We start from the raw sequence: 26007 nt of genomic DNA, 5'->3' as shown, positions 1-26007 counted from the left end.
ATTACTTTAAATCAATGGCATAGCTCGTGTGGCCTAAGAGTTGCTATTGAGGGTGGGGGTTGTTTCGATCGATGACATTCAATCCAGTCATTGATGAAGCAATTCAACGCCTGGGGTGATGGGCAGAAATGACAAATCAAAGCTAAGAAAAAAGTTATACCCAAAAGGTATGAGGGGAACGAGGCAATGGCGAGTGAAGTGAAAACAGTGGGGCGTATTCTGCCTGCCCCGGAAAATTTCGTTGATAGCGAGTTGGCCCATGAAATTACAACTCAAGGGCTCAATGAGTCGCGGCGCGGGTTTCTGCTGAAAAGCTTCGCCGCGGCAAGTGCAGCGCTGGCATCGAGTGCGGCGGCGGCTGAAACCATCGGAAAGAAGGTGTTGGGAGGCGATCCAAATATTCTGACGCTACCGGAGCATTCGACCACCCTGGGAAAACCTGTGGTCACAAATCCGTATGGAATGCCATCCAGGTTTGAAGCCAACTTGCAGCGCAGGGAATCGCCGGGGCTGACCAGGGTTTCAGCGGCATCGGTTTCGTTTGCTCCATTGCAGGGCCTCTTCGGAATCATTACGCCAAGTGGTTTGCACTTCGAAAGACATCATCAGGGTTGGCACGACATCGACCCCGCCCAACACCGGTTCATGATCAATGGTCTCGTGAAGAACCCCAAGGTTTACACGATGGACGATCTGATGAGACTGCCTTCTGTCTCGCGTATGCACTTTATCGAGTGCGGCGCGAATACGGCAATGGAGTGGGGAAATGTCGCCGTGCCAACTGTTCAGTACTCGCATGGCATGTTGAGTTGCAGCGAGTTCACCGGAGTGCCGCTCTCCGTGTTGCTGGAAGACTGCGGCTATGACAAGAAAAACGGGAAATATCTCCTGGCGGAAGGCGGGGATGGTTCGAGCATGACGAGAACAATCTCCATTGATCGCGCCTTGGATGACGTGATTGTTGCATGGGGAATGAATGGCGAAATGCTGAGGCCGGAAAACGGTTACCCGCTGCGGCTGGTCGTGCCGGGAGTCCAGGGGGTGTCGTGGGTCAAGTGGCTACGCCGTATCGAGGTGGGGGATAAACCCTATGGAACAAAGGACGAGGCCATTCACTACATCGATGTGATGCCTAACGGTCAGTACCGCCAATACACCTCCATTCAGGAATGCAAATCGGTCATCACTTCTCCATCCGCGGGGCAAATGCTGCTGGACAAGGGGTTTTACAACATTACCGGCCTGGCCTGGTCGGGCCGCGGAAAAATCAAGCGCGTCGATGTTTCGGCGGACGGCGGGAAAAACTGGCGGACAGCACGGCTTGAAACGCCCGTGCTGAGCAAGTGCCTGACGCGGTTCAACATCGATTGGGTATGGGACGGATCGCCAGCAATATTGCAGTCACGCGCGATTGATGAAACGGACTACGTGCAACCCAGAATCAATGAGCTGCGAGAGGTCCGTGGAACAAGATCTATCTATCACAACAACGCCATCCAGTCATGGAAGGTAGCCGAATCCGGAGAGCTCTCCAATGTTCAAGTGTATTAATTCAGCGCTTGCCGGGTTCGTGATCGTCATGTCGGGCACGGTGGCCCACGCAGATGCCTATTCGAATGTAGGCCGGGCTGCCACCGCGCAGGAAATCGCCGCTTGGGATATCGATGTGCGCCCTGATTTCAAAGGGTTGCCTGCCGGTTCCGGCAGTGTGGCGCGCGGGCAGGAAATCTGGGAGGGGCGGTGCGCATCCTGTCATGGCACCTTTGGTGAGTCCAACGAGGTCTTTACGCCGCTGATAGGCGGGACGACTAGCGAAGACATACAGTCGGGTCATGTTGCGGCATTGGCGAGCAACAAGCAGCCGCAGAAGACCACCATCATGAAGGTCGCGACCTTGTCGACCTTGTGGGACTACATTCATCGCGCCATGCCCTGGACGGCACCTAAATCGCTCTCCAATGACGATGTGTTTGCAGTCGTGGCGTACCTGCTGAGTCTGGCAGAAATTGTTCCCGAAAACTTTACGCTGACGGATCAGAACATCGCGGAAATACAAAAGCGTATGCCCAACCGAAATGGCATGACCCAGGAGCATGGGTTGTGGGATGTGAAGGGCAAGCCCGACGTACGGAGCGTTGCCTGCATGCAGGGATGCAATGTCCAGCCCCATATCCGCTCATCGTTGCCGGATGCCGCCAGAAATGCTCACGGGAACATCCGGCAGCAAAATCGTGCGGTTGGCCCCGTCCGTGGCGTAGACACTTCGACAACAGCCGAAAACTCAACGCATGGCAATAAATCGGGACAAGGGACGCCCAGCAATGCAATGACGGATCCGGATATGCGCGGTTTGGCAAAGCAGAACAATTGCCTCGCTTGCCATGGTCTGCAAAACCGGATTGTAGGGCCGGGATTCAATGAAATTGCCAACAGATATAAAGCTGAGCCTGCGGCTGTGGCGAAGCTCGTCGAGAAAGTTAAAAACGGCGGCAGCGGAAGCTGGGGAAGCAGTGCAATGCCGGCACAGCGCCATGTCGGGGAAGAGGAAATCAAGTCGCTGATTAAATGGATTTTGGCGGGAGCCAAATAGGTTTCAGCCATGCAGGTTTATACCATGTTCGATTCAGATGAAAAGGGAGTTCAGGTGATGGATCAGGGAAGAAGAAATGCGTTGCGTATGGCGTCTGCACTAGGACTGGTGTGCGCTGGAAGTTTGCTTGGCCCCATGCGGGCATTTGCCGGGGAATGGAAAGCAAACAGTTTCGAGGCCAAGGGATTGGCGAATGCTTTGAAGGAACTGGGCGTCGACAGCTACACGATGAGCGGCGAGGTGTCCGTGATCAGCGCGGAGATTGCCGAGAATGGTGCGGTAGTGCCGGTGTCGGTCAATAGCGCCATTCCGAATACGGAATACATGGCCATCTTGATCGAAAAGAACCCTAATCCGCTGTCTGTGGCCTTCAATATCCCCGAGGGCACGGAGGCCGCGTTCACAACGCGAGTCAAGATGGGGGAAACCTCCAACATTCTTGCGTTGGTGAAAGCAAACGGGAAATGGTTTGCAGCGAGCAAGGAAGTCAAGGTAACTCTGGGCGGTTGCGGCGGCTGATAAACGCCAAGCAACGATTAAAAGCAAAACAGACACGTAATAAACAGAGGAATTGATTATGGCTGAGCCAATGCGGATTCGAGCAAAGTTGAACGGTGACACGGTAGAGGTGAAGGTGCTCATTCGCCACGACATGGAAACAGGAAAGCGCAAGGATCCTTCAGGAAAGGTTATCCCTCCGCATTTCATCAAAACCCTGATAGCCAAGTGCAAGGAAAAAACCGTATTGGATACGGTCATGGGTATTTCCGTTTCCAAGGATCCGTTCCTGTCGTTCAAATTCAAGGGAGGGGCCTTGGGGGACAAAGTGACCGTGGCCTGGGTGGATAACACCGACGATACCCGTACAGACGAAGCGACGATTTCGTAGAGAGTTTATGCATCAACTTTCTGGATGGTTTACGCAAGGATGATTATGAGACTTATCGCTTCGATTTTTGCCGCACTGATCACGATGATCCCTTTGCAAGGCTTCGCGGGCAACTCGTCAACAGATGAAATAGCCAAGTACAGGCAACTGCTGGCAGATGGCAATCCTGCTGAGCTGTGGGAGATGCGCGGGGAAGAACTGTGGAAAAAGAAGATTGGACCACAAAGCGTTTCCCTTGAGCAATGCGATCTCGGTAAAGGGCCTGGGGTCGTCAAGGGCGCCTACGTGGAATTGCCCCGATATTTCAAGGACGTCAACAAGGTCATGGATCTGGAACAGCGTCTGATCCATTGCCGTATCACGCTGCAGAAACTCACGCCAGAACAGGCGGCCGCCGTGCCGTTTGGCTCGACGGGCAATCCGTCGGATATCGAAGCGCTGGTCGCATATATCACCGCAGCTTCCCGCGGAATGAAGATCGCTGTTTCGACCACGCATCCAAAAGAGCAGGCCGCCTATGAACTCGGTAAACGGTTTTTCTTTTACCGGGCGGGCGCGCATGACTTTGCCTGTGCGACATGCCACTCGAAGGATAAGCAGCGTATCCGTTTGCAGGAATTACCGAACCTGCTTAACCGGACGGATGCTCAGAATACATACAGTACCTGGCCTGCATACAGGGTTTCTCAGGGTGAGGTAAGAAGCATGCAGCATCGGCTGAGCGATTGCATGCGTCAGCAGCGTTTTCCGGAACCACGCTATGCCTCTGACACCATCACCGCCTTGATTATGTTCATGGCAAAAAATGCCGAAGGCGGTGTTTATGATGCCCCGGCGCTTAAGCGGTAAAGGAAGAGCAATGAAAATTATTTTATCTGCAATCGCGATTTCCCTCTTTGTCACCGGTTGTGCGACAGCCGCGATGCAAACGGATACAGGCAAGATGCTGGTGGCCAGGCTGGAGGAAGACTTTTCTTCCAAAGGGCCTGCAACTATGGAGCGCATGCTCAATCAGGACGAAGTGCAGAAAGCATGTAGCGCTTACCCGCTCGACATGCCGGATGAGCAGATGGAAGCCCTGCAGGCCAGTCAACTAAAGACAGTTAAATATCCAGCGGACGGAAATTATCTGGGCGTGTGGAAAGAGGGCGAGAAGATCGCTCAAAACGGTCGTGGCATGCAGTCCTCGGATCAAGTCAAAGGCACCAATGGGGGGAACTGCTATGCATGCCATCAATTGGCGAAAGAGGAGATTTCCTTCGGCAATATCGGCCCCTCGCTGTACCGATACGGCAAGTTGAAAGGGGATGGTGAGGCTGTCGTCAAATATACCTGGGCCAAGATTTACAACTCCCAGGCCTTCACCGCCTGTTCAAACATGCCTCGCTTCGGGCATTCGGAAATATTAACCGAGAAGCAGATCAAGGATGTCATGGCCCTGCTATTTGATAAAAATTCACCTGTTAATCAATAGGATAATTAATTCAGGCATTACCGGAATTATGGTTCGACTTCAATTTGTTCCGATACTGCCAACAGCGATCAAGGTACCAAATGTCTATTAGTCGTCGCCAGTTCATACAACTCATCGGTGCCGCCGCTGCCAGCGGCATGCTGCTTAATGCCAAGGGGGTATTGGCTGCCCCATCGATGGACAAGCTTTATGACATACCCCGGTTTGGCAATGTGCATTTGCTGCACTTTACCGATTGTCATGCACAACTGCGTCCGATTTACTTCCGGGAACCCAATGTGAATCTGGGCGTGGGGCAGGCCATTGGAAGGCCACCACATCTGGTTGGTGAGAAGCTGCTTCATCACATGGATATCAAGCCGGGCTCTTCAGAGGCTTATGCATTCTCCTACCTGAATTTCGAACAAGCATCGAATGCCTTTGGAAAGGTCGGTGGATTTTCTCACCTCGCCACCCTGGTAAAGCACATGAAGGACAGTCGCCCGAATGCCTTGCTTCTGGATGGCGGAGATACCTGGCAAGGGTCCGCGACGGCGCTGTGGACCAATGGCCAGGATATGGTCGATGCCTGTCTGCAGCTCGGCGTCGATGTCATGACGGCCCATTGGGAAATGACCCTGGGTGATAAGCGGGTGAAGGAAATCGTCGAGAAGGATTTCAAGAACCGGGTTGATTTCATCGCCCAGAACATCAAGACAACCGACTTCGGCGACCAGGTATTCGCACCCTATGTCATCAAGGAAATGAATGGTGTGCCGGTTGCCATTATCGGACAGGCTTTCCCCTATACACCCATTGCAAACCCACGACATTTTGTTCCCGATTGGACGTTCGGCATCCAGGAGGAGAATCTGCAAGCCATGGTGGACGAAGCCAGAGCGAAAGGGGCAAAAGTCGTTGTACTACTGTCCCACAACGGCATGGACGTCGATATCAAACTGGCTTCCCGCGTACGCGGCATGGATGCCATCCTGGGCGGACATACCCATGATGGCATGCCGGTTCCGGTGATCGTGGATAACGCCGGCGGCAAGACCTTGGTCACCAACGCAGGAAGCAACAGCAAGTTCCTTGGGGTTCTCGATTTCGATGTGCGCGCTGGCGCCGTCCAGGGATTCAAATACCGGTTGTTGCCGGTTTTCTCCAACTATCTGCCCGCCGATCCGGAAATGGAGCAGCTGATTGGCAAGTTACGCGCACCTTTCGAAAACAGGCTTAACGAAAAGCTGGCAGTAACCCAGGGCACGCTCTATCGCCGTGGCAATTTCAACGGAACCTTCGATCAGCTGATCGTGAATGCCCTGATGGAGGTAAAGGGTGCGGAGATTGCCTTCTCCCCGGGGTTCCGCTGGGGAACTTCCCTGCTCCCGAACACCGAGATCCTGATGGAAAACCTGATGGACCAGACCGCGACAACGTATTCCCACAGCACGCTGACCGAAATGACCGGAAGCATGATCAAGACCGTGATGGAAGATGTAGCTGACAACCTCTTCAACCCCGACCCCTATTATCAGCAAGGCGGCGACATGGTCAGGGTCGGCGGAATGACGTATGCGATTGACCCGAATGCAGCCATGGGGTCAAGGGTTCAGGACATGCGCTTAAACGGTGTGCCCATTGAAGCCACCAAAAAATACAAGGTGGCTGGTTGGGCGCCGGTCGCCGAAGGGGCAAGTGGAGAACCGGTGTGGGACGTGGTGGCTACCTGGCTGCGCAGCAAGAAGAGTGTGCCGCCCTTGCCATTGAATACCCCACGCATCATCGGCATGGACACGAATCCGGGTATGGCGCTATAGCCCATCATTTCGCGCTGAATAGAAGGATAAAAGGAGAGAAGACTTGAACAAGACAACCTGGACGCTTGCAGTATTTTTATTTGCCATGCCCTTTGCGGCTCATTCGGCCGAGGCGAGCTATACCGTCAAGTTGATGACCCCGGAAACCGCGTTGAAAGCCGCTTTGGCAGGGATGAAGACATGCCGGGATCTGGGTTACCAGGTAACGGTAGCCATCGTTGACCGGGCCGGGCAAAGCCAGGTGATGTTACGGGATCGGTTTGCGGGCGCCCATACCATCGATTCTGCAATCAACAAGGCATGGACAGCGGCTAGCTTTAAAACCAACACCAGCCAGTTTGCCGAGAATACCCAGAGCGGAAAGGAATCGAGCGGCATCCGACATGTACCGAAGGTACTGGCTATCGGCGGCGGAATGATTATTGAAGCAGGTGGAAGCCTGTACGGAGCTGTCGGCGTATCGGGAGCTCCAAGTGGCGAAGCGGATGACAAATGCTCGAAGGCCGCCATCGATGCAATCGTGGAGGATCTCGAGTTGTAAATACTTCTTACTTATTACTCCCTTAAATCAATTGTGAAGAAATCGTGCTTCCCAGTAGTTTTACGGATAGTCAATTGAATATCAAAGCAGATAATGAAAGTTGTTTTTGCATTGGTGGGTGTGATCTTAGGAATTAAATAGGCATGAACTACTGAGTTATGGAAGGAAATATCATGCTTGAATCGATCATGGTAAGCAAAGATTTGATGGATTTTCTGGATTCCTTGCCTGAGCCGCGCTTGGTGTTGGGCACGGATTACAGAATCATTTATTCCAACCTCGCATATCAGAAAATTTTTGGTGACGGCAAGCCGATGCAAGGAAAGCATTGCTATGAGGTATCCCATCACTACCTGAAGCCATGTGATCAGCAAGGTGAGGCCTGCCCATTAAAAGAAGCCAGGGAAACCAAATCGACTCACCGCGTATTTCACCTGCACCACACTCCACGGGGGCGAGAGCATGTGGATGTGGAGCTTACCCCCATCCTTGATGATTTCGGTGAGCCGGCTTTCTATATTGAAACCCTGAGAAAGCAGAACCATATTTCTGCCTTGCCCAGCCCGGAAAGTGCGGTTGGTAAAAGTCCGGCGTTTGTTCATATGCTCGGGCTAATCGAGCGCGTGGCCCCAAGCGATACACCGGCACTGCTACTGGGCGAATCCGGAACAGGGAAAGAGGTGATTGCGCACGTTCTGCATAAAAAAAGCAAACGCAGCAACTCCGGATTTGTAATCGTCGATTGCTCGGGCCTCACCGAAACTCTCTTTGAAAGCGAGTTATTCGGCCATGAAAAAGGGTCTTTTACCGGGGCCTACAGCGAGAAAAAGGGTTTGGTTGAAATGGCGCATGGCGGGACGCTTTTTCTGGATGAAGTCGGCGAGATTCCGCTCAGCCAGCAAGTCAAACTATTGCGTTTAATCGAGACCAGCACCTATAGAAAAGTGGGTGGCCTGGATGTCCTGCGGACAAACTTCCGGCTCATTTGCGCCACGCACCGTGATTTGAAGCGCATGGTAGAAGAGGGCACCTTCCGGCAAGACTTGTATTTTCGTATCAATGCATTCCCGATCCACATGCCAGCGCTGCGCGAGCGTAAAGAAGATATTTGCGTTCTGGCCGAGTCACTTTTGCATCGGCTCTCGCCGCACAGGAATTTTTTGCTCACCGATGAAGCCAGGGAATTTCTCACGGAATACTCTTTCCCCGGCAATATCAGGGAACTTCGCAACATGCTGGAGCGAGCCATTCTGTTAGCGGATACCGAAAAAATTCAACGATATCATCTGATGGACGATGCGCAATTAACCGCCTCGCAAACGCAGGTGACATCGAAGCAGTCATTGTTCAATGGCGAGGTGATCCCATTGCATGACCTGGAGTCTCGATACCTGCAGTGGGTGATCAGCGAAAGCAGTGAAAACAAAAAGACTCTGGCAACCAAGCTCGGGCTTACATCGAGAACGTTTTATCGAAAACTCAAGGAAATAAAATGCGGGCAATAATTGGCAGGTACTGAAAATATTCCATTAGAGCAATGTTTGAATATTTTGTGATGATTTCGGGTTTTTAACTGTAACCATCACATTAATTAGCCTTGTTTCCCACACGTTGCTTTCTCCATGTAGAAAAGTCAATACTTAATTATTTATCTGATTTTCTTTGACTGTCTTCTCTGTCACCCATCTGTAGTACTCCTGCCATCGACTAGCTTCGATTCAAGCGGACTTGTTTATTTGGCGTATGACAAAAATGTCGCAGCTAAATAATCGCCATTTCATTCAGTGACGCCAATGACGCATTGGCAGCATTAATTGCACTGAAAAATTTAATATAAATTATATAAAACAATAGCTTGATAAACATGGCCTGCTCCTTGCTGTTTGTAGGCTGTGGAGTTATTGCCAATCCATTATTTACCGCTGGGTAGTCGATATATTTCCGGCAATTTTTGGCATTAGTTGGCTGAGCCATTTGATACGCGATGCGTGCTATTGATTCATAAATAATGGCATAAATGAGGAGAAATCATGTCACAAGAGTCTGTAAAGAAAGCGCTCTCAGAAATGATAGGCGCAATTGGTAGCAATCCGGGTGCTGCAAAGGTTGTATTCAGAGCTTCGACCAGTTTGCAAAACGATGTGCAATGTGTCGCACATGTCCGCGATTTTCCACCCGTCATCATCGATGAACCGCCGGAGCTAGGCGGTGGCGATGCAGGCATGAATCCGGTTGAACTTGTGCTGGTGGCGCTTGGCACCTGTCAGGAAATCATGTTCTCTGCTTATGCCGCTTTCATGGGTATCAAGCTGGATGAATGCAAGGTTGACGTTAAAGGATATCTGGATGTGCGAGGCCTGCTTGGTCTTGAACCGACCGTGCCGCCCGGTTATCAGCATATTTCCTATGAGACAAGAATCACCAGCTCCGCTGACGATGCTTCACTGCTGAAGCTGATTGAAACGGTGGAGAGCCATTGTCCTGTCATGGACATTCTCGTTCGTGCACAAAAAGTTTCCGGACGTGCTTTGGTTAACGGAAAAGAGCTGAACACATATTCGACCATGGAAGTTGCAGAAGCCTGATCGTTGCCAACGAAAATACTCAGAAGGGGACTTAAATGAAAAGAATCGTATACACCTTGGCTGCCACGTTGCTGGCAGCGCCTGTCGCACATGCGGCGAACTATGGTACCGACCTGAACAATTCGATGTTGCCGGCCACGGGAGGTATGGGCGGGGCGAGCGTAGCACGGACAATAGAAGGCGCAGCCGCAGTATTTGGAAATCCGGCAACGCTAACGGAATACAACCAAGGGACCAGTTTTTCTTTTGGTGCAACTTATTACAACGTGGATGTTGAGGCAAGCCATAACGGAGGGGATACCGGTGTACCTTGGTCTGCAGAGTCAAAAGCAGATGAGTATCTGGTGCCTACTATAGCTATAACTCATGCATTTAATCCCCAGTTAGTGGTTGGCCTCGGATTAACGGCGCAATCGGGTATTGGTTCAGATTTCCGAGATACCCCAGGAAGCCTGGATCCTGATTCAGAGTTGCTTGTATTTATGGCAAATGCAGGGGTAGGGTACAAGGTCACTGACAACTTGTCTTTGGGTGCGATGGCAACGATCGCGAATGGGTTCCTGCAGATGGGTTTATCAGCTAATACTGCTTCTACGCACGGCTTCGGGATTAGAGGCACGTTCGGGGCAAAATACGATATGGGCGCTACCAGTGTGGGCGCTTATTACCGGAGTCCGTTGAAAATTGAATACGATGATTTCGTGGACAATGGCGGCCCGATCGGCCCCGGCCAAGGTAACTTCTGGTCTGTTGATGTTGAGCAACCTCAGGAATTTGCCGTGGGGGTGGCTAACAACTCATTAATGGGCGGCAACCTTTTAATATCTGCGGATATTATTTATAAGGACTGGTCGAGTGCAGATCTTTACAAGGATTTTTATCGCGATCAGACAGTGTTTGCCGTTGGCGCGCAACTAACTACCGGCGCAGCCAAATGGCGCATCGGCTACAGCTACGCAAGAGACCCCATCAAGCGTAGCGTCGGATCCAGTATCGGCGGCGTTCCCTCCATGGGGTTGCCAGGTGGTGGAACGTTGACGCTTACACCATCGTTGGTCCAATACTTCCAGGCAACTAATACCGAAGCGATCTGGGAAGATCAGATTTCCGCAGGCTTCGGTTATCAGCTGACAGACAAAATCTCCTTGGATTCACACGTGGCATTCGCGCTGAAGAATAAGGATGACATTGGAAATACCGAGGTTGAGGCGAGCACATGGCAGGTCGGTGCCGGACTCACCTGGAGTTTCAAATAAGAGGCGAGGACAAAACGATGGAAATTCTAACAACACAGCAACTGGTCGGGATCGCGAAAGTTGAAATCGTTGAAAAGGATGTCAGCACGGTGGCTCAGCTTATCAAAGCAGAATCGCCCATCGTGGTTGACGTGCGCGAGCCGGAAGAATTTGCACAAGGTCATCTCGCAGGTGCAATCAATGTCCCGCGCGGCGTGCTCGAGTTCAGAGTGGATCCGACTTATCCGGCAGGCATCCCTGCCTTGTTCGATAAGTCGGCGCAAATGGTTGTTTACTGTAAATCAGGTGCACGCAGCGCTTTGGCTGCACAGACGCTGAGGACGCTCGGGTATCAATCCGTCATCTCCATGGGAGGTGGTTTTGAGGCCTGGAAAGTGGCGGGCCTGGATGTCGTCATAGGCTGAGGCATCTGCCATGGTTGGGGTGGGCTGTCATGTTGCTGGAAATAAATCATGCAGACCCACCCAATCCGAAGAACACAGTAAAAACAAACCAATACTATCGAGGTAATGATATGAGCTATCCAAATGAGTGCCACTACCACAAGGAGCATACATGGCTGATTCTGCAGCCTAATGATGAAGCCCTGATTGGAATCACGTTTTTTGCGCAAGACACCCTGGGAGATATCGTCGAGCTTGGCGGGCCGCCCAAAGGCAGCATGGTCAGTTGCGGGGTTTCGTGCGGGACCGTGGAATCGAGAAAAACCGTTTCCGACCTTATTTCTCCCGCTACCGGGGTCGTGCTGGAAGTGAATGAAAACTTGCGATCCGAGCCTTTTATGCTCAATGACGACCCTTACGGAAAAGGATGGATTGTCCGTATCAAGCTTTCGAATCTGGGTGAAATTGAAATGCTGATGAGCGCTGAAGAGTATCGAAAGAACATCGGCGAGTGACAAGCAATAGCCATGCATTTTCAAAATGCTTAAAAATTCTATATCACGCCCTGTCCTGCGGAATCTTGGGGTAACTGACTATCTCAGTACCTGGCAAGCGATGCAGGAATTTACCTCCTCACGCGATACAGATACATCTGACGAAATATGGCTCACTGAGCACCCGCCTGTTTATACCCTGGGGTTGAACAGGCGGGGAGTCAGTTTGCCGCTACGCTCCGATATTCCTCTGGTTGAGACGGATCGGGGCGGAAAGATCACTTATCACGGGCCAGGTCAGGTAGTTGTTTATCTTCTGCTTGATCTGAACCGGCTGAATCTGGCGGTGAAGCCGCTGGTTCAATGCATCGAAAATATTGTGGTTGAAGCCCTGAGAATCTATCAAGTGGAAGCTGAGTTGATCGAGGATGCCCCCGGGGTGTACGTCGGTAAGCGAAAAATTGCTTCATTAGGTCTCCGTGTCAAAAGGGGATGCAGCTATCACGGGTTCAGTCTGAACGTCGACATGGATCTGTCTCCGTTTTCCTCCATCGATCCTTGCGGCTTTAAAGGCCTTGAGGTGACCCAGCTTCGCAATCTGGGTGTATCAGCAGCCACTGACGAAGTTACGACTCAGTTAGCCCATTTATGTGAGCGACAGATTAGCTTCGCTCAATTGAAAGGTTTTCTATGACTTCCGTTATAGGAATTAAAGAAAAAGGGGCTGCAAAAACCGCCCGTATCCCCATCAAAGTCGTGCCTGCCATTGCCTTGAATAAGCCTGAGTGGATACGCATGAAGCCCCCGATCGGATCAAGGTTTCGGGAAATAAAAAATATTCTTCGAGAAAATAATTTACATACCGTATGCGAGGAGGCTTCCTGCCCAAATATTGGCGAGTGTTTCAGCAGCGGGACGGCAACCTTCATGATTCTGGGAGATATATGCACGCGTCGTTGCCCGTTCTGCGATGTCGGGCATGGCCGGCCGTTGCCTCCTGACAATGACGAGCCCGAGAATCTCGCGCGAACGATTGGCCTCATGCAGCTTAACTATGTCGTCATTACCAGCGTTGATCGTGACGATATGCGTGATGGCGGCGCGGAGCATTTTGCAAAATGCATCCAGGCAATACGTATGACTTCCCCCGGCACATTGATCGAAATCCTGGTTCCCGATTTTCGTGGCCGCCTTGAAAAAGCGCTTGCAGCCCTGGCGTGCGAACGGCCGGATGTATTCAACCACAACCTGGAAACCGTGCCGCGACTCTATAAACAAGTACGTCCCGGGGCCGATTACCTTCATTCGCTCAGCTTGTTGAAAGAATTCAAATCGAGGAATCCCGGCATTCCTACGAAATCGGGGTTGATGTTGGGGGTGGGCGAGACCAATGAGGAAATCATTCAAGTCATGCGTGACATGCGTACGGCCGGAGTGGAAATGCTGACTTTAGGCCAGTATTTACAGCCTACAGAACATCATCTGCCTGTAGCGAGATACGTAGAGCCGGAACAATTCAGGTTATTTGAAGGGCTTGCATATGAGCTCGGTTTCAGTCAGGCAACGTGCGGCCCGATGGTGCGCTCTTCCTATCATGCGGATCAGCAAGCCCGGAAAGTGCTGTGATTTTTCATTTAACCGTTTTGATGGTTGACCGTTGCGACTGAGCAGCAAATCGTTTTCTGAATCAGATTTTTAATAAAAGTTTTGAGAATCAAAGGATAAATCAAATGGATTCCTACGATAGCAGTACTCCTGCAGTCACTTATCTGGATACTGAAGTACTGGTACTTGGCGCTGGACCAGGGGGATATACCGCAGCTTTCCGGGCAGCCGATTTGGGCAAGAAAGTACTTCTTGTCGAACGTGGGCCGGCCTTGGGAGGCGTTTGCCTGAATATGGGATGCATCCCATCGAAGGCTCTGTTGCATGCGGCAAAGGTGATCACTGAAGCTGAACAGATGTTCTCCCATGGCATCCGTTACGTTAAGCCCGAAATAAATCTTCAGGAGCTTCGCGAATGGAAGGATCATGGAGTTATCGGGCAGTTAACCAATGGGTTGAGTCATATGGCAAAGCAGCGCCAGATCACAACATTATCCGGCGTCGGCAAGTTCGTTTCACCCCATGAGCTGGAAGTGTGCGCGCAAAATGGCGACGTCACCATGGTTGCTTTCGAAAGCGCCATTATTGCGGCTGGATCGCAGCCTATCCGTTTCCCTGGACTGCCGGACGACTCGAGGATCATGGATTCCACGGGTGCATTGCTACTGGAAGATATACCGAAACGCATGCTCGTCGTCGGTGGGGGAATTATCGGCCTGGAGTTGGGGACGGTCTACGATGCATTTGGATCCAGGGTAAGTGTGGTTGAGTTGAGCGATGGCCTGATGCAGGGGTGTGACCGCGATCTGGTGCGCCCTCTTCAAAAGCGGATGGAAAAAAGATTTGAGAAGATCCACCTAGATACAAAAGTCAGCACCATCGAACCGCGGTATGACGGGATACATGTGACGTTCGAAAAAGACAATGTGATCGATAAACAGTTATATGACAAGGTGCTGATCGCCGTAGGCAGAAGGCCCAATGGTAAATTCATCGGCGCGGAAAATGCGGGGGTGTTCGTGGATGAGCGGGGATTCATTCCCGTCGATAAACAGCTACGTACCAATGTTCCCCACATTTTTGCAATCGGTGACATTGTCGGGCAGCCCATGCTGGCGCACAAAGCGACGCATGAAGGCAAAGTGGCTGCGGAAGTCATTGCCGGCAAAGAGGTCGAGTTTCAGGCTTCAGTCATTCCTGCAGTAGCCTACACCGACCCCGAAGTGGCTTGGGTCGGCGTGACTGAAACTGAGGCCAGAGCCAAGGGGATCGCTATAGAAAAAGCCACTTTTCCGTGGGCGGCAAGTGGCAGGGCAATCAGTATTGCCCGTACTGAAGGGCTGACAAAATTAATTTTTGATAGCGAGACCGATCGATTGATTGGGGCGGGTATTGTGGGAACAAACGCAGGGGAAATTCTGGCAGAGACGGCACTTGCCATCGAAATGGGTGCAGATGCGAGAAGCCTGGGTATCACTATTCATGCACACCCTACCCTGTCTGAAACGGTATGTTTTGCTGCCGAAATCAAGGAAGAGACGATTACAGATTTGTATATTCGGAAAAGGCCATAGCCGATCTTGATTCGAAAGCAATGCCATTAATTACATGTGAAAACAGCCAGCCTTGGTGGGTTGTGCCATTAATGGCATTTTACCGATACAGATATTAGTTTAAATGCAATTAAAACAATAACTTAATTTATTGGCATGCGCGTTGCTTATATAAGTTTGCCGGGGAAGTCCCAATGAACAAAATAAAGAGTTTTGGGAGTCGGGTCCAATAAGCTCGGGCTTATTTTGATTGACTAAAACAAGGTAAGGAGAAATTAAAGTGAAACTAAAAGAAAGCGTAGTGGCAATTCGTAAGATCTCTCAAGTCGCCCTTCTGGGGATGGGCATGATGACGCTGCCGCTTGCCAATGCAGACGAATCGAGTTGCTCACCCTTCACGCCTTTGGTCAAAGGGCAGGAAGACTTTGTCTATGTTTGGACGCTGGGCGTCAAGGGTATTGGTGACGAATCCGACAAGCTTGTAACCGTGGATGTTAATCCCAAGTCCAAGGCTTACGGTAAAGTCATCGCCAAAACCTCCGTAGGCGGCCGTGGTGAAGCTCACCATATGGGCTTCACGGATGACCGCAAGTTCATGTGGGCGGGTGCGCTGGATAGCAACAAGATTTTTATCTTTGATGTGGCAACAAATCCTGCCAAGCCCAAGCTTGTCAAAACCATTAACAACTTTGTACCCAAGACCGGTCTCGTAGGTCCGCATACGTTCTATGCGACTCCGGGCCGTATGGTAGTTGCAGCCCTGTCCAACGCAAAGGATCACGGTGGTCAGACGGGTCTGGCGGTATATACCAACGCTGGCGAACATGTTGCGACCTATCCGATGCCGACGACCAATGGTGGTGATGGTTTCGGCTACGATGTGGCAATCAACCCGAACAAGAATGCGATGCTGACGACAGCATTTACCGGGTGGAACAACTACATGGCCGATCTCGGCAAGTTGGTGAAAGATCCGGAGGCCATGAAGCAGTTTGGTAACACCACGGTGATGTGGGACTACAAGTCCATGAAGCCCCTCAAGATATTCAACACGCCCGGCGCGGCACTTGAAGCCCGCTGGTCCTTCAAGCCTGGCGATAACTGGGCCGTGACGACCACCGCGCTCACTTCCAACATCTTTGTTTACAAGCAGGATGACAAGGGCGAGTGGCAGCAACACAAGGTTGGAACTATCGGCGATCCGGCCAAGATTCCGTTGCCTGTGGATATTGCGCTGATTCCTGACGGCAAGGGCATGTGGGTGAATACTTTCATGGATGGGACTACCCGATTCTGGGACATGACCGACCCGTTGAATCCGAAAGAAACCTACACCAAGAAGATCGGTTCCCAGGTGAACATGGTCTCCCCCAGCTTTGACGGAACGCGTGTTTATTACACGACGTCCCTGCTGGGTAACTGGGATATGAAAGGCAAGGCGGACGAGCAGTTCCTGAAGATGTATCACTGGGACGGCAAGGAATTGAAGCCTGGCTTCGAGATCGACTTCTATAAGGAAAAGCTGGGTCGGGCTCACCATATGAAATTCCAGGTCCGCGACCTGAAAACGCTACAACCGCTGCAAGCGACTGTGGAGTCAAAAACCAAGTTTGCAAGCAATTAGAGTTATTGACACTCCATAGTTTATAGATCATCTCCAGTCGCGAGTTCAGCAGAAGGTTAAGAAGAAGTATGTGGTTGCCGTCACGATTTGTTTTTATCCTTGCAGTATCACTGCTCGGATTAGCGACATTCTCCTCTGTCTGGTTCCTAGCAGGGTGTGGGGAAATTTTTTCTCCTAACGGCCAGACAGAGTCTTTCTTTCATGAAACAACAAATGCCAAACCTGGATCAAGCTTGCCCAAGCCAGGTACCTACAAGCTCGAGAGAATATTCCAGGTGCCGGCTTATCAAGTCCTGGATAGCAAAGGGGAAGTACAGCCATTAAGCAACTACACGCAAGGCAAATTGACTTTGCTGACGTTTTTCTACCAAAGATGCTCTGATGTGAATGGATGTCCTTATGCCATCGGCGTATTTCACTCAGTGAAAGATAAATTGGAAAAACACAAAATGTCACAGGCCGTCAGGCTGGTAAATATCAGCTTCGACCCCGAGCGGGATACTCCAGTGATGATGGCTGGGCTCGAGAAACAGATGAAAGGCACAAGTCAGCCGGAAAACAGGGTGGAATGGAATTTTGTTACCACTCCTTCGGTAAACCATCTGCTGCCTTTGATTGATGCTTTTGGCCAGAATGTGGACATTGAACTGGACCCTAAAACAGGCGATCAGACATTGACTTATCAACATGTGCTCAAGGTTTTTTTGATCGATGAAAAGGGCTCTGTACGCGAGATCTACTCAACATCCTATCTCGATGCCGAGATATTGTTGAACGACATCAAGACATTGCTTCTTGAACAAAAAGATATATTGAATTAGCGGGGTTGCAATGCGAGTCATCTTTTATCTCTTCATTCTTTTCATGATCGTCGCAGTTCTTTATATGGCTGTCGCGTTGCTCAATAAATCCGGGAATACTTACGAGCCTTACTCAAAAGAAGATGCTCTTGGTCTGCCCGCAATGACGATACCGGAGGATAACCCTCTGACTGCCGAGAAGGTTGCCCTCGGCAGGAAGTTATTCATGGATCGTAGACTTTCGCAGAACAACACAATTTCCTGTGCAATGTGTCATGTACCGGAGCAAGGGTTCGTCGTGAATGAAATCGCCACTGCAGTTGGCCTGGAAGGGCGGACGCATAAGCGGAACGCTCCCACGATCTTTAACGTGGGCTATTACAAGCACCTGTTTCATGATGGCCGCGAGTTCTCGCTGGAAAACCAGATTATTGGTCCATTACTCGCAGAAAATGAAATGGGAAATCCTTCTATCGGATTTGTCATTGAAAAAATTAATTCATTTCCTGACTATCAGGGTTTGTTCGAACAAGCATTCGATGGCCAGAAGGCCAATTTGGAACGAGTGAATCTGGCTATTGCATCGTATGAACGAACAATGGTGTCCGGGAATTCCAGATTTGATCAGTGGTATTTCGGCAAAAACGAGAAGGCGCTCAATGAAAGGGAAATCAATGGGTTCCGGCTGTTTTCCGGGAAGGCGAACTGTATAAGCTGCCATACGATAAATAAGGATTCGGCACTTTTTACCGATCAGTCATTCCACAATACCGGTGCTGGCTGGAGCCGCAATAACAAGGTATTGAGCAACCTGGTTAAAAAAGAAGCCTCAAAGCACACCTTCCCTGTTTCACTGGCTCCGGGTATTACCGTGGAAGTGGCCAATGATCACTTCGACAAAGCAAGCGAGACTCCAAAAAATGATGTCGGGCGCTTTGAAGTCACCAGTAATCCGGACGATAGCTGGTTATACAAAACACCAAGTTTAAGAAATATAGAGCTGACTGCTCCCTATATGCACGACGGCTCTCTGCGTACATTGGAAAGCGTTGTGGATTTCTATAATGTGGGGGGCGAGGATAACCCCTACAAAGATCAGCGCATGGTGCCTCTTGGACTCACTCAAGAAGAAAAAGCCGATTTGGTCGCGTTCATGAACGCGCTGACCGGTTCCAATGTAAAGCGGCTTGAGAAAGAAGCGCGCGAGGCCTATTTCGAGGCTCCGGTGCCCTGATCGCCTTTGGTTAGGCCCATCTATTCAAGCCAGCGAGCATGCTCGGCTGACATTGCGGAGAAAGAACACACAGGGCAGTTTTGAACTGCCCTGTGTGTTTGCGCATCGAGTAACCCAGACAGGTCTCTGTCTACAATCATGTTGATCCCGGACTATGAAATACCGCATTGCATGAAGAACGCTCTATGGCTGGTGGCTATTGCGGGAACAGACGTATGGTGTACCGGCGTGGCTGACTGCACGCTCACCTGGGCAATCCGGCGACAGGACTGTTCTGCAGATCGCGCGCAATTATGGCTCTTTGGCTAAGTAGTACACAACGCTCTGCAATCCATTGTCAGGACTTGAGGGCTAGCAAATGTTCGGAAGAATGAAAAAGGGTAAGGCATCATGCCTTACCCAGTGGGGATGCTTTTGCTACGGTGTTTGGTTTTTCTGGCTAGGAGAAGATCCTGTGCACTTTGTCAGCCATTCATGCCCCTTGAGCATGCAGTTCCAGTAAAACCAGGGCAGTAGGGTTGCCTTGAGAAACCATGCCATGTATCTGGGAACGATGGGATTAAGTGGGAATGTGGGCAGCAGTTTTCCACCGTATCCAAATTCGGCCAGGATGATTTTTCCTTTTTCCACCGTCAATGGGCAAGAGCCGTAACCGTCGTAAGCATGTGTGAGTGGTTGGCCCTGTCTGGCAGCGATCAGGTTTTCAGCAACGATAACCACTTGTTTTCTGGCGGCCGCGGCTGTTTTGGCATTCGGGGCCGAGCACACATCTCCCAAGGAAAAGACATTGAGATAGCGAGGGTGTCGCAGTGTGGCATGGTCGACTTCGCACCATCCGGCGGCATCTGCCAAGGGGCTGTTTTTGACAAGATCCGGTGGAACCTGCGGAGGGACGACATGGAGAAGATCGAAGGACTTTTCCTTGCGAATGATATTGCCGTCAAAGTCCTTGTAATCGAACCACGCCAGTTTTTTGTCGCCATCGACTTTGACCAGGTTGGAATTGAACACCAGCTTGGCATTATATTTTTCGACATACTTCATTAATGGAGGCACGAAGGCCGCCACTCCGAATAGTACGCCTCCTGCATTGTGGAATTCCACGTTGATGTTCTTCAATACATCTTTCTTTAGCCAGTGGTCGCATGACAGATACATTGCCTTTTGAGGTGCGCCCGCGCATTTGATTGGCATCGGAGGTTGCGAGTAGATGGCATTGCCGTTCTTCAGTTGAGATACCAGAGCCCAGGTATAGGGGGCAAGATCAAAGCGATAGTTGGATGTGACACCATTTTTCCCCAGGGCCTCGGGCAATCCTTCTATTTTTTCCCAAGCTAAACGCAGGCCGGGGCAAACGATCAGCTGGTCATACTGAATCACCCTGCCGCCGCTGATGATGACCTGATTCATGTCCGGATTAAGGAAATCAGCCGTGCTCTGTATCCAGGTCGCGCCGGGAGGGATGACCGATTCCATAGGCCGGCAGGTTTTATTAACGTCAAATACCCCGCGGCCGACCAAGGTCCAGGCGGGCTGGTAAAAGTGCTTGCTGCCAGGTTCGATAATGGCCACCGACAGGTCGGGCCTTCGTTTCAAAATGCTGGCAGCTACGCTGATCCCTGCTGTGCCGCCTCCAATAATGGCGATGTCATAAACACTGATCTTCTGATTTGATGAAGCATTCTGGTTTGTCTTTGTTTGACCCATTATTTATTCCCCTCACTCTCATAATTTTTCCACTTTTCGGAGAAACAAAACGCCATTGCTTTTCCATTAATTCAAGCCGATTGATGATCCTGCGTCACATATATCGGAATAATCGAAGGATATAGCGCTGAACTTACATATAGATTGATAGCAAGTGTGATGCCACAAGGGGCATCTTATTGATATTTATGGAGTAATGAGTATTGGCCCATATTTTTACCATTAATGACAAGGTTGCGGGCGGTTGAGAATGGCACTTATTTTTAAACGTCCATGGCGTTTGTGCCAAAGGTGGCACAAGTCGTTTGATGCGGGAATGAAGATGATTGCCATACAATATATAAAAGTAATAAATATTTACATATAAGATGTAAAAAAATATAATGATCGGAAGTTTTGATAAGGGATCAAGTTTATGGAGCAAGGCCTGGAGTTAAGCAACTTCTCTTTGCTGCGAGCTTCTGCAAGCAAAGCGTGCCTCTTGTTGAAGGTGCTGGCAAACGAGGATCGCTTTCTGATTTTATGCCAATTGACCGAAGGCGAATTGAACGTTGGCGAGATCGAGGAGATGCTGGGAATTTTGCAGCCCACCCTGTCCCAACAGCTTGGAGTATTGCGTGACGAAGGCTTCGTTAAAACCCGACGGGAAGGCAAGTATATCTACTACAGTCTGGCGAGTTTTGAAGTAATCGAGGTCATGAAAACGTTATCAAGCCTGTATTGCGCAAAAGCAAGAAAAGCTACCCATAAACACTAAGTCATCGTCTGCTTCGATTTCTTTTAAATAGGGTCAGATTGCCTGCACCAACGGAATAGTGCCAATGGAAACTAAAAATTATTTGCAAACGCTGGCACCGGAATGGCTTCGTGGATATCGGCGCGGATGGTTGCAAGGGGATTTCACCGCGGGCGTGATCGTTACCATCATGCTTATCCCGCAAAGTCTGGCGTATGCACTTATTGCCGGGCTTCCGCCAGAGATCGGTTTGTATGCAAGTATTTTGCCGATGGTTGCTTATGCCCTGTTTGGTACCAGCATGACACTTGCGGTTGGTCCCGTTGCTGTTGCTTCACTCATGACGGCCAGCGCATTGGCGCCGCTCGCGCCGGCAGGTTCTCCCTTATATGTTGCCCTGGCGACACAGTTGGCAATGTTGTCCGGAATTTTTCTAATCCTGTTTGGCGTCATGCGCTTCGGCTTTATTTCCCATTTGCTGAGCCATCCCATTATTAACGGATTCATCATTGGCTCGGCAATTTTAATAGCTGTTGGCCAGGTAAAGCATCTGCTCGGAGTGAGGGTGGAGGCGCAGGATGTCTTCGATACCGTCGTCGAGTTATGGAGGATGTTGCCCAGTACCAACACCACCACGTTGATCATCGGATTATCCGGGCTGGCAGTGTTGTTCTTGTCGCGCGAACAGATTCCGGCGTTGCTGCGTCGTGCAGGCTTTCAGGAACGTACTGCAGATTTGATGGGCAAGTTGGCTCCCATGTTTGTTGTGATTGTGTCTACGGTGGCGGTCGCCAAGATGGGGTTGTACACGCATCACGGGGTTAATGTGGTCGGAAGCGTGCCAAAAGGTATCCCGAGTTTCAATTTTGCGCTGCCGGATTATGGAGTGCTGAAACAGTTATGGCTGCCGGCACTGTTGATCACGATCATCGGTTTTGTCGAGAGCGTTTCGATGGCCCAATCGCTGGCGATGAAACGCAACCAAAGAATCAATCCCGACAAGGAGCTGTTGGGTTTGGGCGCTGCAAATGTCGCCAGTGCCTTGTCTGGCGGGTATGCGGTCACAGGAGGGTTTTCTCGGTCCGTCGTCAATTTCAGTGCCGGCGCTCATACACCATTGGCTGGTGTTATCGCAGCGGGCATGATGACGGTCGTGCTGATCGGATTCACCGATTATTTCGCGAATCTTCCTCAGGCCACGCTTTCAGCAACAATTATCGTGGCTGTTTTGGGGCTGGTTGATTTCTCTACGCTGAAAGAAGCGTGGAAATATGACAAGTCCGATGCGATTGCCTTGTTAAGCACTGCGGTGGGGGTTCTGGTGCTCGGTGTCGAGGAGGGGGTCATGATAGGAGTGCTGTTTTCTCTATTGGCCTATTTCTGGCGCTCGGGTCATCCGCATATTGCGATTGTCGGCAGAATTCCCGGTACTGAGCATTTTCGGAATGTCGACAGGCACAAGGTGGAGGGCGCTCCAGGCATCCTGGTGATCCGCATCGACGAAAACCTGTTTTTCGGTAACGTCCAGATGATCGAGGATATGATCTATGCCAGAACCGACAATCATGAAGAGCTTACGGACATTATTCTGATGTTCTCTGCCGTCAACAGAATCGATGCGACCGCCTTGAAGATCCTGAACGATATCAATCTCAACCTGATGAACTCCGGGAAAAGGCTTCATCTGACCGAAGTAAAGGGGCCGGTGATGGATAGGCTCAGGGATACCGATTTTCTCAAAAAGCTAACCGGCAAGTGTTTCCTGAGTACGCATGAAGCCTATCAGGCGCTTGAAGCTCGTGAGATGAAAGCAGGGTGCTAGTTCTTATTGGATGGTCGCCAAGAGCTTTCCGCAATAAAGACTGGACAGGGTTTGCATCACTTGAATGGCTTCGGTGCTGGTGGCTTTGTAGTAAATATATTTACCTTCTCTTCTGGTTTCCACCAGGCCTTCTTCGCGCAGGACGGTGAGCTGCTGTGAAAGTGTAGGCTGATGTATGCCCAGTAATTCTTCCAGTTCGCCTACATTTCTCTCTCCCAGGATAAGTTGGCAAAGAATCAGTAACCGATCTTCATTAGCCAGAACCTTCAGAAGATTGCACGCCGAAGATGCGGAATTCCGGAGTATCGCGATCTCGGCATCCGTCAATTGTCCGTTCATAAACTCTCTCACTATTTTTCTATATAAAATATTTACAGACAATATATTTATTAGTATTATGAAATTTCCACAACATTAATACCATAAAGTCATGATGATACCCAAAGTCAAAGCGTTTTTCGATGAGGCTACCTTTACTGTTACCTATATCGCTTACGACGATGTGGGTGGTCATTGTGCAGTCATAGACTCGGTTCTCGACTACGATCCGCGCTCCGGCCGGACTTCGACGAGTTCTGCCGACGCTGTCATAGCATTTGTCAACGAAAATGCCTTGAAAGTGCAATGGCTACTCGAGACTCACGCTCATGCGGATCATATAACCGCGGCTCCCTATTTGCGGAAAAAACTGGGTGGCTTGATCGGAATCGGTGAGCATATTCAAGAGGTCCAGGGTGTCTTCAAGAAAGTGTTTAACCTGGAGCCGGATTTCAGCATGAATGGCGACCAGTTCGATCACCTGTTTTCAGACAGCGAAGAATTCAATATCGGCAAGCTTAAGGTTAAAGCGCTTCACGTTCCTGGTCATACTCCTGCAGATATGGCGTATCTGGTAGAGGATCAAATCGCATTTGTTGGCGACACGCTTTTTATGCCGGATATCGGCACGGCCCGCTGCGATTTCCCCGGTGGCGATGCCCATACGCTGTATCAGTCCGTGCAAAGATTACTGAACTTGCCGCAAGAAACCCGCTTATATATGTGTCACGACTATCCGCCAGAGAGTCGAGAGCCGAAATGGGAAACTACGGTGAAAGAAGAGCGCGAGAAAAATATCCATATTCACGAGGGTATTACAGAGGAAGAATTCATCGTGATGCGTAAACAGCGGGACGACAGCCTCGCGATGCCGACATTAATTTTACCGTCCATACAAATCAATATTCGGGCGGGAGAATTGCCGACGCCAGAATCCAATGGGCTGAGCTATTTGAAAATTCCTTTGAATGGCATTTAGAAACATCTGCGGCTAAGTGACATGAAGAAAAAATCTCATTGGATATTGCCAGTTATCGTTATTTTGTTGGTGGGCGCATCGCTATTGCAAAATAAGCTCTCCACTGCCAAGAGTGGGGCTGGTGAGTCGCCCGAGGCCCGATATTTCTTTGCGGCAAACTTTCCCAATGCTCAGGGAAAAATACAGGCACTGGAGCAGTGGCAAGGCAAAATCATTATTGCCAATTTTTGGGCAACATGGTGCGCGCCTTGCCGCGAAGAAATGCCAGAGCTGTCCCAAATACATAGCAAATATCTCAATAAGGGAGTGATGGTGTTGGGGATCGCCACTGACGACGCCGAACAAATCGATGCGTATGCCAAGAAGAAGCCAGTCAGTTATCCATTACTCGCAGGGGAAATGGAGGCCATGAATCTTTCCGGGGTGTTGGGCAATAATAAAGGTGTTGTTCCCTACACCGTTATTTTTGATAGAAATGGGCGGATCGTCAGAACATATTTCGGAAGAATCAATCCGGCAGCAATAGACAAGGATGTGTCTGAGCTCCTGAAAGTGCAGCCTGGATAATCCATCGAAATCCGATTAATAAACTGGCCAGTATTTTTAATCAATGCGCGCAATGCGCAAGGTTTAAGGGATATTCAATATCCACTGAATTAACCAGGCAATTAGAGAGGGTGATTGTTTAATGAATTCATTTCTTTCCCCTCGTATCCATGAATTCATCCGCAGTCCTTTAACTTCTCTCTCAATCCAGTCTTGCACCTGTTTGTCAGGTATTTCTACGTATATTAATCAGTGAGGTTACGGGTTAATTATCGTATCCATATTTCGTATAGTTATTAAATATCCGGAGGATAACTTTTAGCGAAGGGGCGCTGCGGCGTCCGGGTATATAAGCGGGCCTACCATGCCTGGACTACGTTTAACCGAGGAGGAAATACATGTTAAAAGCGGCATTAGAAAGGGACGCGCTTAACCGCCCTTTTGAGAAAAGCATGAGACAGTTTGGTGAGATCGTCATGCATGACCCAAAACTTTTAGAGAAGCTTGAGGCAACCAGTGATGCCGAAAGTTTTATTTCAACCTATTGTCACCTAGCAGCAGCAATGGGTATTCATTTCACTCCTGACGAGTTGCGGATTGTTGTACAGGAGCAAAAAAATGGCAGCAATTGGATTATTCCAAAAGTCGTGACCAATATGGTTCGTGAACGTTTCTGACGGTGGAGAGTGAAAATGGATGAAATCAAAACAACCAGCGGTCGCGTTGTGGGAAGTTGGAACGGTGAGCATGCTCGCGACTTAATGGCCGAAATAGCACGCATCAAGCAAATGCTTGCTCAAGAAAATGCTTCGGACTCATTAGATTCCCGATCCATCCCTCATCGCGAGCAGCTGCATGCCGATCTGCTTAATTTCAAGGCTTATCATCTTTGGGGTTGCGATAGGCATGGCGAGTGTTTGGTCGGTACCAACGCCAATAGAATTGAAAGTGTGGAGAAGGTTCTTGCGTTCTCATTGATTGATCACCACTGAGTAAATTACCGGCAATCTTTTTCAACTCCATAAATGGATAGGTTGCCGGTAGTTCTCTGATCTTCGAAAACAAAGAGGGC

Annotated in this window: 28 protein-coding genes; 25 read left to right on the top strand and 3 right to left on the bottom strand. The window is 50.1% G+C overall.

The genetic code is table 11. From position 1 onward, the window contains the following. Nucleotides 1-186 precede the first annotated feature (186 nt). The 9 genes from soxC to A7976_RS12660 all read left to right on the top strand — a co-directional run bounded on the left by soxC (nucleotide 187) and on the right by A7976_RS12660 (nucleotide 8798). Nucleotides 187-1551 carry a sulfite dehydrogenase gene (gene soxC / locus A7976_RS12700; RefSeq protein ID WP_067112508.1) on the top strand — a complete coding sequence of 455 codons (1365 nt, stop codon included), beginning with the start codon at nucleotides 187-189 and terminating at the stop codon, nucleotides 1549-1551. Continuing rightward, nucleotides 1535-2590: a c-type cytochrome gene (locus A7976_RS12695; protein ID WP_067112505.1), complete on the top strand. Its 1056-nt coding sequence runs from the start codon at nucleotides 1535-1537 to the stop codon at nucleotides 2588-2590. The genes soxC and A7976_RS12695 overlap by 17 nt, the downstream gene beginning before the upstream one ends. A 24-nt stretch (nucleotides 2591-2614) precedes the next feature. Continuing rightward, nucleotides 2615-3109 (top strand): thiosulfate oxidation carrier protein SoxY, encoded by a 495-nt coding sequence (gene soxY, locus A7976_RS12690; RefSeq protein WP_240483879.1) that lies wholly within the window; start codon nucleotides 2615-2617, stop codon nucleotides 3107-3109. Between the two features lie 58 nt (nucleotides 3110-3167). Then, nucleotides 3168-3479, top strand: coding sequence for a thiosulfate oxidation carrier complex protein SoxZ (gene soxZ / locus A7976_RS12685; protein ID WP_067112501.1), 312 nt, complete (start codon nucleotides 3168-3170; stop codon nucleotides 3477-3479). Nucleotides 3480-3524: 45 nt separating this feature from the next. Continuing rightward, complete coding sequence (gene soxA, locus A7976_RS12680) at nucleotides 3525-4328, top strand: sulfur oxidation c-type cytochrome SoxA (protein WP_067112498.1); 804 nt, start codon at nucleotides 3525-3527, stop codon at nucleotides 4326-4328. 10 nt (nucleotides 4329-4338) lie between these two features. After that, complete coding sequence (soxX, locus tag A7976_RS12675) at nucleotides 4339-4953, top strand: sulfur oxidation c-type cytochrome SoxX (protein WP_067112495.1); 615 nt, start codon at nucleotides 4339-4341, stop codon at nucleotides 4951-4953. An 80-nt stretch (nucleotides 4954-5033) separates the two neighbouring features. Beyond that, complete coding sequence (soxB, locus tag A7976_RS12670; RefSeq protein WP_205633522.1) at nucleotides 5034-6752, top strand: thiosulfohydrolase SoxB; 1719 nt, start codon at nucleotides 5034-5036, stop codon at nucleotides 6750-6752. A gap of 43 nt (nucleotides 6753-6795) precedes the next feature. Further along, nucleotides 6796-7293, top strand: a complete 498-nt coding sequence (locus A7976_RS12665) for a heme-binding protein (protein ID WP_205633521.1) — start codon at nucleotides 6796-6798, stop codon at nucleotides 7291-7293. A gap of 173 nt (nucleotides 7294-7466) precedes the next feature. After that, nucleotides 7467-8798 carry a sigma-54-dependent Fis family transcriptional regulator gene (locus A7976_RS12660; RefSeq protein WP_067112845.1) on the top strand — a complete coding sequence of 444 codons (1332 nt, stop codon included), beginning with the start codon at nucleotides 7467-7469 and terminating at the stop codon, nucleotides 8796-8798. 256 nt (nucleotides 8799-9054) lie between these two features. On the opposite strand, the gene A7976_RS15095 is transcribed toward A7976_RS12660, so the two are convergent. Beyond that, nucleotides 9055-9267 carry a hypothetical protein gene (locus tag A7976_RS15095; protein WP_131801028.1) on the bottom strand — a complete coding sequence of 71 codons (213 nt, stop codon included), beginning with the start codon at nucleotides 9265-9267 and terminating at the stop codon, nucleotides 9055-9057. Nucleotides 9268-9323: 56 nt separating this feature from the next. On the opposite strand from A7976_RS15095, the gene A7976_RS12655 reads away from it, so the two are divergent. From A7976_RS12655 to A7976_RS12610, 10 genes are all read left to right on the top strand, one after another. Beyond that, on the top strand, nucleotides 9324-9878 hold the full coding sequence (locus tag A7976_RS12655) for an OsmC family protein (RefSeq protein ID WP_067112492.1): 555 nt from the start codon (nucleotides 9324-9326) through the stop codon (nucleotides 9876-9878). A gap of 35 nt (nucleotides 9879-9913) precedes the next feature. Further along, a complete protein-coding gene (locus tag A7976_RS12650; protein ID WP_067112489.1) occupies nucleotides 9914-11134 on the top strand; it encodes an OmpP1/FadL family transporter in 1221 nt (406 codons plus the stop codon). A gap of 17 nt (nucleotides 11135-11151) precedes the next feature. Continuing rightward, complete coding sequence (locus tag A7976_RS12645) at nucleotides 11152-11538, top strand: rhodanese-like domain-containing protein (RefSeq protein ID WP_067112486.1); 387 nt, start codon at nucleotides 11152-11154, stop codon at nucleotides 11536-11538. Between the two features lie 29 nt (nucleotides 11539-11567). After that, nucleotides 11568-12032 carry a glycine cleavage system protein GcvH gene (gcvH, locus tag A7976_RS12640; protein ID WP_240483878.1) on the top strand — a complete coding sequence of 155 codons (465 nt, stop codon included), beginning with the start codon at nucleotides 11568-11570 and terminating at the stop codon, nucleotides 12030-12032. A 100-nt stretch (nucleotides 12033-12132) separates the two neighbouring features. Continuing rightward, the gene (lipB, locus tag A7976_RS12635; protein ID WP_240483877.1) at nucleotides 12133-12705 is read left to right on the top strand and encodes a lipoyl(octanoyl) transferase LipB; all 573 of its coding nucleotides are present in this window, start codon (nucleotides 12133-12135) and stop codon (nucleotides 12703-12705) included. Then, nucleotides 12702-13637 (top strand): lipoyl synthase, encoded by a 936-nt coding sequence (gene lipA / locus A7976_RS12630; RefSeq protein WP_067112479.1) that lies wholly within the window; start codon nucleotides 12702-12704, stop codon nucleotides 13635-13637. Before lipB ends, lipA begins: the two co-directional genes overlap by 4 nt. Nucleotides 13638-13741: 104 nt before the next feature. Beyond that, the gene (gene lpdA, locus A7976_RS12625) at nucleotides 13742-15190 is read left to right on the top strand and encodes a dihydrolipoyl dehydrogenase (RefSeq protein ID WP_082878130.1); all 1449 of its coding nucleotides are present in this window, start codon (nucleotides 13742-13744) and stop codon (nucleotides 15188-15190) included. Nucleotides 15191-15470: 280 nt separating this feature from the next. Further along, entirely contained in the window at nucleotides 15471-16793 is a 1323-nt protein-coding gene (locus tag A7976_RS12620) for a selenium-binding family protein (protein ID WP_240483876.1), read from the top strand. A gap of 68 nt (nucleotides 16794-16861) precedes the next feature. Continuing rightward, entirely contained in the window at nucleotides 16862-17614 is a 753-nt protein-coding gene (locus A7976_RS12615; protein WP_082878128.1) for an SCO family protein, read from the top strand. A 10-nt stretch (nucleotides 17615-17624) separates the two neighbouring features. Continuing rightward, complete coding sequence (locus tag A7976_RS12610; protein WP_067112470.1) at nucleotides 17625-18827, top strand: cytochrome-c peroxidase; 1203 nt, start codon at nucleotides 17625-17627, stop codon at nucleotides 18825-18827. Between the two features lie 417 nt (nucleotides 18828-19244). Here the strand turns inward: A7976_RS12610 and A7976_RS12605 are convergent, their stop codons facing one another. Continuing rightward, on the bottom strand, nucleotides 19245-20534 hold the full coding sequence (locus tag A7976_RS12605; protein WP_067112467.1) for an FAD/NAD(P)-binding oxidoreductase: 1290 nt from the start codon (nucleotides 20532-20534) through the stop codon (nucleotides 19245-19247). 415 nt (nucleotides 20535-20949) lie between these two features. Between A7976_RS12605 and A7976_RS12600 the strand changes: the two genes are divergently transcribed. Together A7976_RS12600 and A7976_RS12595 are read left to right on the top strand one after the other, a co-directional pair. After that, a complete protein-coding gene (locus A7976_RS12600) occupies nucleotides 20950-21291 on the top strand; it encodes a helix-turn-helix transcriptional regulator (RefSeq protein ID WP_067112464.1) in 342 nt (113 codons plus the stop codon). A 64-nt stretch (nucleotides 21292-21355) separates the two neighbouring features. Further along, nucleotides 21356-23092: a SulP family inorganic anion transporter gene (locus A7976_RS12595; RefSeq protein ID WP_067112461.1), complete on the top strand. Its 1737-nt coding sequence runs from the start codon at nucleotides 21356-21358 to the stop codon at nucleotides 23090-23092. A gap of 3 nt (nucleotides 23093-23095) precedes the next feature. On the opposite strand, the gene A7976_RS12590 is transcribed toward A7976_RS12595, so the two are convergent. Next, entirely contained in the window at nucleotides 23096-23431 is a 336-nt protein-coding gene (locus tag A7976_RS12590) for a metalloregulator ArsR/SmtB family transcription factor (protein ID WP_067112458.1), read from the bottom strand. 94 nt (nucleotides 23432-23525) lie between these two features. Between A7976_RS12590 and A7976_RS12585 the strand changes: the two genes are divergently transcribed. The 4 genes from A7976_RS12585 (at nucleotide 23526) to A7976_RS12570 (ending at nucleotide 25927) form a co-directional block, all read left to right on the top strand. Then, a complete protein-coding gene (locus tag A7976_RS12585; protein ID WP_067112842.1) occupies nucleotides 23526-24389 on the top strand; it encodes an MBL fold metallo-hydrolase in 864 nt (287 codons plus the stop codon). 21 nt (nucleotides 24390-24410) lie between these two features. Next, nucleotides 24411-24956, top strand: coding sequence for a TlpA disulfide reductase family protein (locus A7976_RS12580; protein WP_067112455.1), 546 nt, complete (start codon nucleotides 24411-24413; stop codon nucleotides 24954-24956). Nucleotides 24957-25333: 377 nt separating this feature from the next. After that, nucleotides 25334-25612, top strand: a complete 279-nt coding sequence (locus A7976_RS12575; protein ID WP_082878127.1) for a Nif11-like leader peptide family natural product precursor — start codon at nucleotides 25334-25336, stop codon at nucleotides 25610-25612. Nucleotides 25613-25627: 15 nt separating this feature from the next. Continuing rightward, on the top strand, nucleotides 25628-25927 hold the full coding sequence (locus tag A7976_RS12570; RefSeq protein WP_067112452.1) for a hypothetical protein: 300 nt from the start codon (nucleotides 25628-25630) through the stop codon (nucleotides 25925-25927). The last annotated feature ends 80 nt before the right edge of the window (nucleotides 25928-26007 follow it).

The organism is Methylobacillus sp. MM3, assembly GCF_001645185.1.
Taxonomy (GTDB): Bacteria; Pseudomonadota; Gammaproteobacteria; order Burkholderiales; family Methylophilaceae; genus MM2.
Note: the sequence above shows the minus strand (reverse complement) of the source record. Positions and strands in the feature narration are given on the sequence as shown.

Bases quoted from the DNA above. Each gene is read 5' to 3' on its own strand.
- A7976_RS12590 (WP_067112458.1), bottom strand. From the start codon at position 23,431: ATGAACGGACAATTGACGGATGCCGAGATCGCGATACTCCGGAATTCC.
- A7976_RS12655 (WP_067112492.1), top strand. From the start codon at position 9,324: ATGTCACAAGAGTCTGTAAAGAAAGCGCTCTCAGAAATGATAGGCGCA.
- A7976_RS12610 (WP_067112470.1), top strand. From the start codon at position 17,625: ATGCGAGTCATCTTTTATCTCTTCATTCTTTTCATGATCGTCGCAGTT.
- A7976_RS12585 (WP_067112842.1), top strand. From the start codon at position 23,526: ATGATACCCAAAGTCAAAGCGTTTTTCGATGAGGCTACCTTTACTGTT.
- soxA (WP_067112498.1), top strand. From the start codon at position 3,525: ATGAGACTTATCGCTTCGATTTTTGCCGCACTGATCACGATGATCCCT.
- A7976_RS12650 (WP_067112489.1), top strand. From the start codon at position 9,914: ATGAAAAGAATCGTATACACCTTGGCTGCCACGTTGCTGGCAGCGCCT.
- gcvH (WP_240483878.1), top strand. From the start codon at position 11,568: ATGTTGCTGGAAATAAATCATGCAGACCCACCCAATCCGAAGAACACA.
- A7976_RS12600 (WP_067112464.1), top strand. From the start codon at position 20,950: ATGGAGCAAGGCCTGGAGTTAAGCAACTTCTCTTTGCTGCGAGCTTCT.
- A7976_RS12575 (WP_082878127.1), top strand. From the start codon at position 25,334: ATGTTAAAAGCGGCATTAGAAAGGGACGCGCTTAACCGCCCTTTTGAG.
- soxX (WP_067112495.1), top strand. From the start codon at position 4,339: ATGAAAATTATTTTATCTGCAATCGCGATTTCCCTCTTTGTCACCGGT.
- A7976_RS12695 (WP_067112505.1), top strand. From the start codon at position 1,535: ATGTTCAAGTGTATTAATTCAGCGCTTGCCGGGTTCGTGATCGTCATG.
- A7976_RS12660 (WP_067112845.1), top strand. From the start codon at position 7,467: ATGCTTGAATCGATCATGGTAAGCAAAGATTTGATGGATTTTCTGGAT.
- soxB (WP_205633522.1), top strand. From the start codon at position 5,034: ATGTCTATTAGTCGTCGCCAGTTCATACAACTCATCGGTGCCGCCGCT.
- A7976_RS12595 (WP_067112461.1), top strand. From the start codon at position 21,356: ATGGAAACTAAAAATTATTTGCAAACGCTGGCACCGGAATGGCTTCGT.
- soxC (WP_067112508.1), top strand. From the start codon at position 187: ATGGCGAGTGAAGTGAAAACAGTGGGGCGTATTCTGCCTGCCCCGGAA.
- A7976_RS12570 (WP_067112452.1), top strand. From the start codon at position 25,628: ATGGATGAAATCAAAACAACCAGCGGTCGCGTTGTGGGAAGTTGGAAC.
- A7976_RS15095 (WP_131801028.1), bottom strand. From the start codon at position 9,267: ATGGCTCAGCCAACTAATGCCAAAAATTGCCGGAAATATATCGACTAC.
- soxZ (WP_067112501.1), top strand. From the start codon at position 3,168: ATGGCTGAGCCAATGCGGATTCGAGCAAAGTTGAACGGTGACACGGTA.
- A7976_RS12605 (WP_067112467.1), bottom strand. From the start codon at position 20,534: ATGGGTCAAACAAAGACAAACCAGAATGCTTCATCAAATCAGAAGATC.
- soxY (WP_240483879.1), top strand. From the start codon at position 2,615: ATGTTCGATTCAGATGAAAAGGGAGTTCAGGTGATGGATCAGGGAAGA.
- A7976_RS12645 (WP_067112486.1), top strand. From the start codon at position 11,152: ATGGAAATTCTAACAACACAGCAACTGGTCGGGATCGCGAAAGTTGAA.
- lipB (WP_240483877.1), top strand. From the start codon at position 12,133: ATGCAGGAATTTACCTCCTCACGCGATACAGATACATCTGACGAAATA.
- A7976_RS12615 (WP_082878128.1), top strand. From the start codon at position 16,862: ATGTGGTTGCCGTCACGATTTGTTTTTATCCTTGCAGTATCACTGCTC.
- A7976_RS12580 (WP_067112455.1), top strand. From the start codon at position 24,411: ATGAAGAAAAAATCTCATTGGATATTGCCAGTTATCGTTATTTTGTTG.
- lpdA (WP_082878130.1), top strand. From the start codon at position 13,742: ATGGATTCCTACGATAGCAGTACTCCTGCAGTCACTTATCTGGATACT.
- lipA (WP_067112479.1), top strand. From the start codon at position 12,702: ATGACTTCCGTTATAGGAATTAAAGAAAAAGGGGCTGCAAAAACCGCC.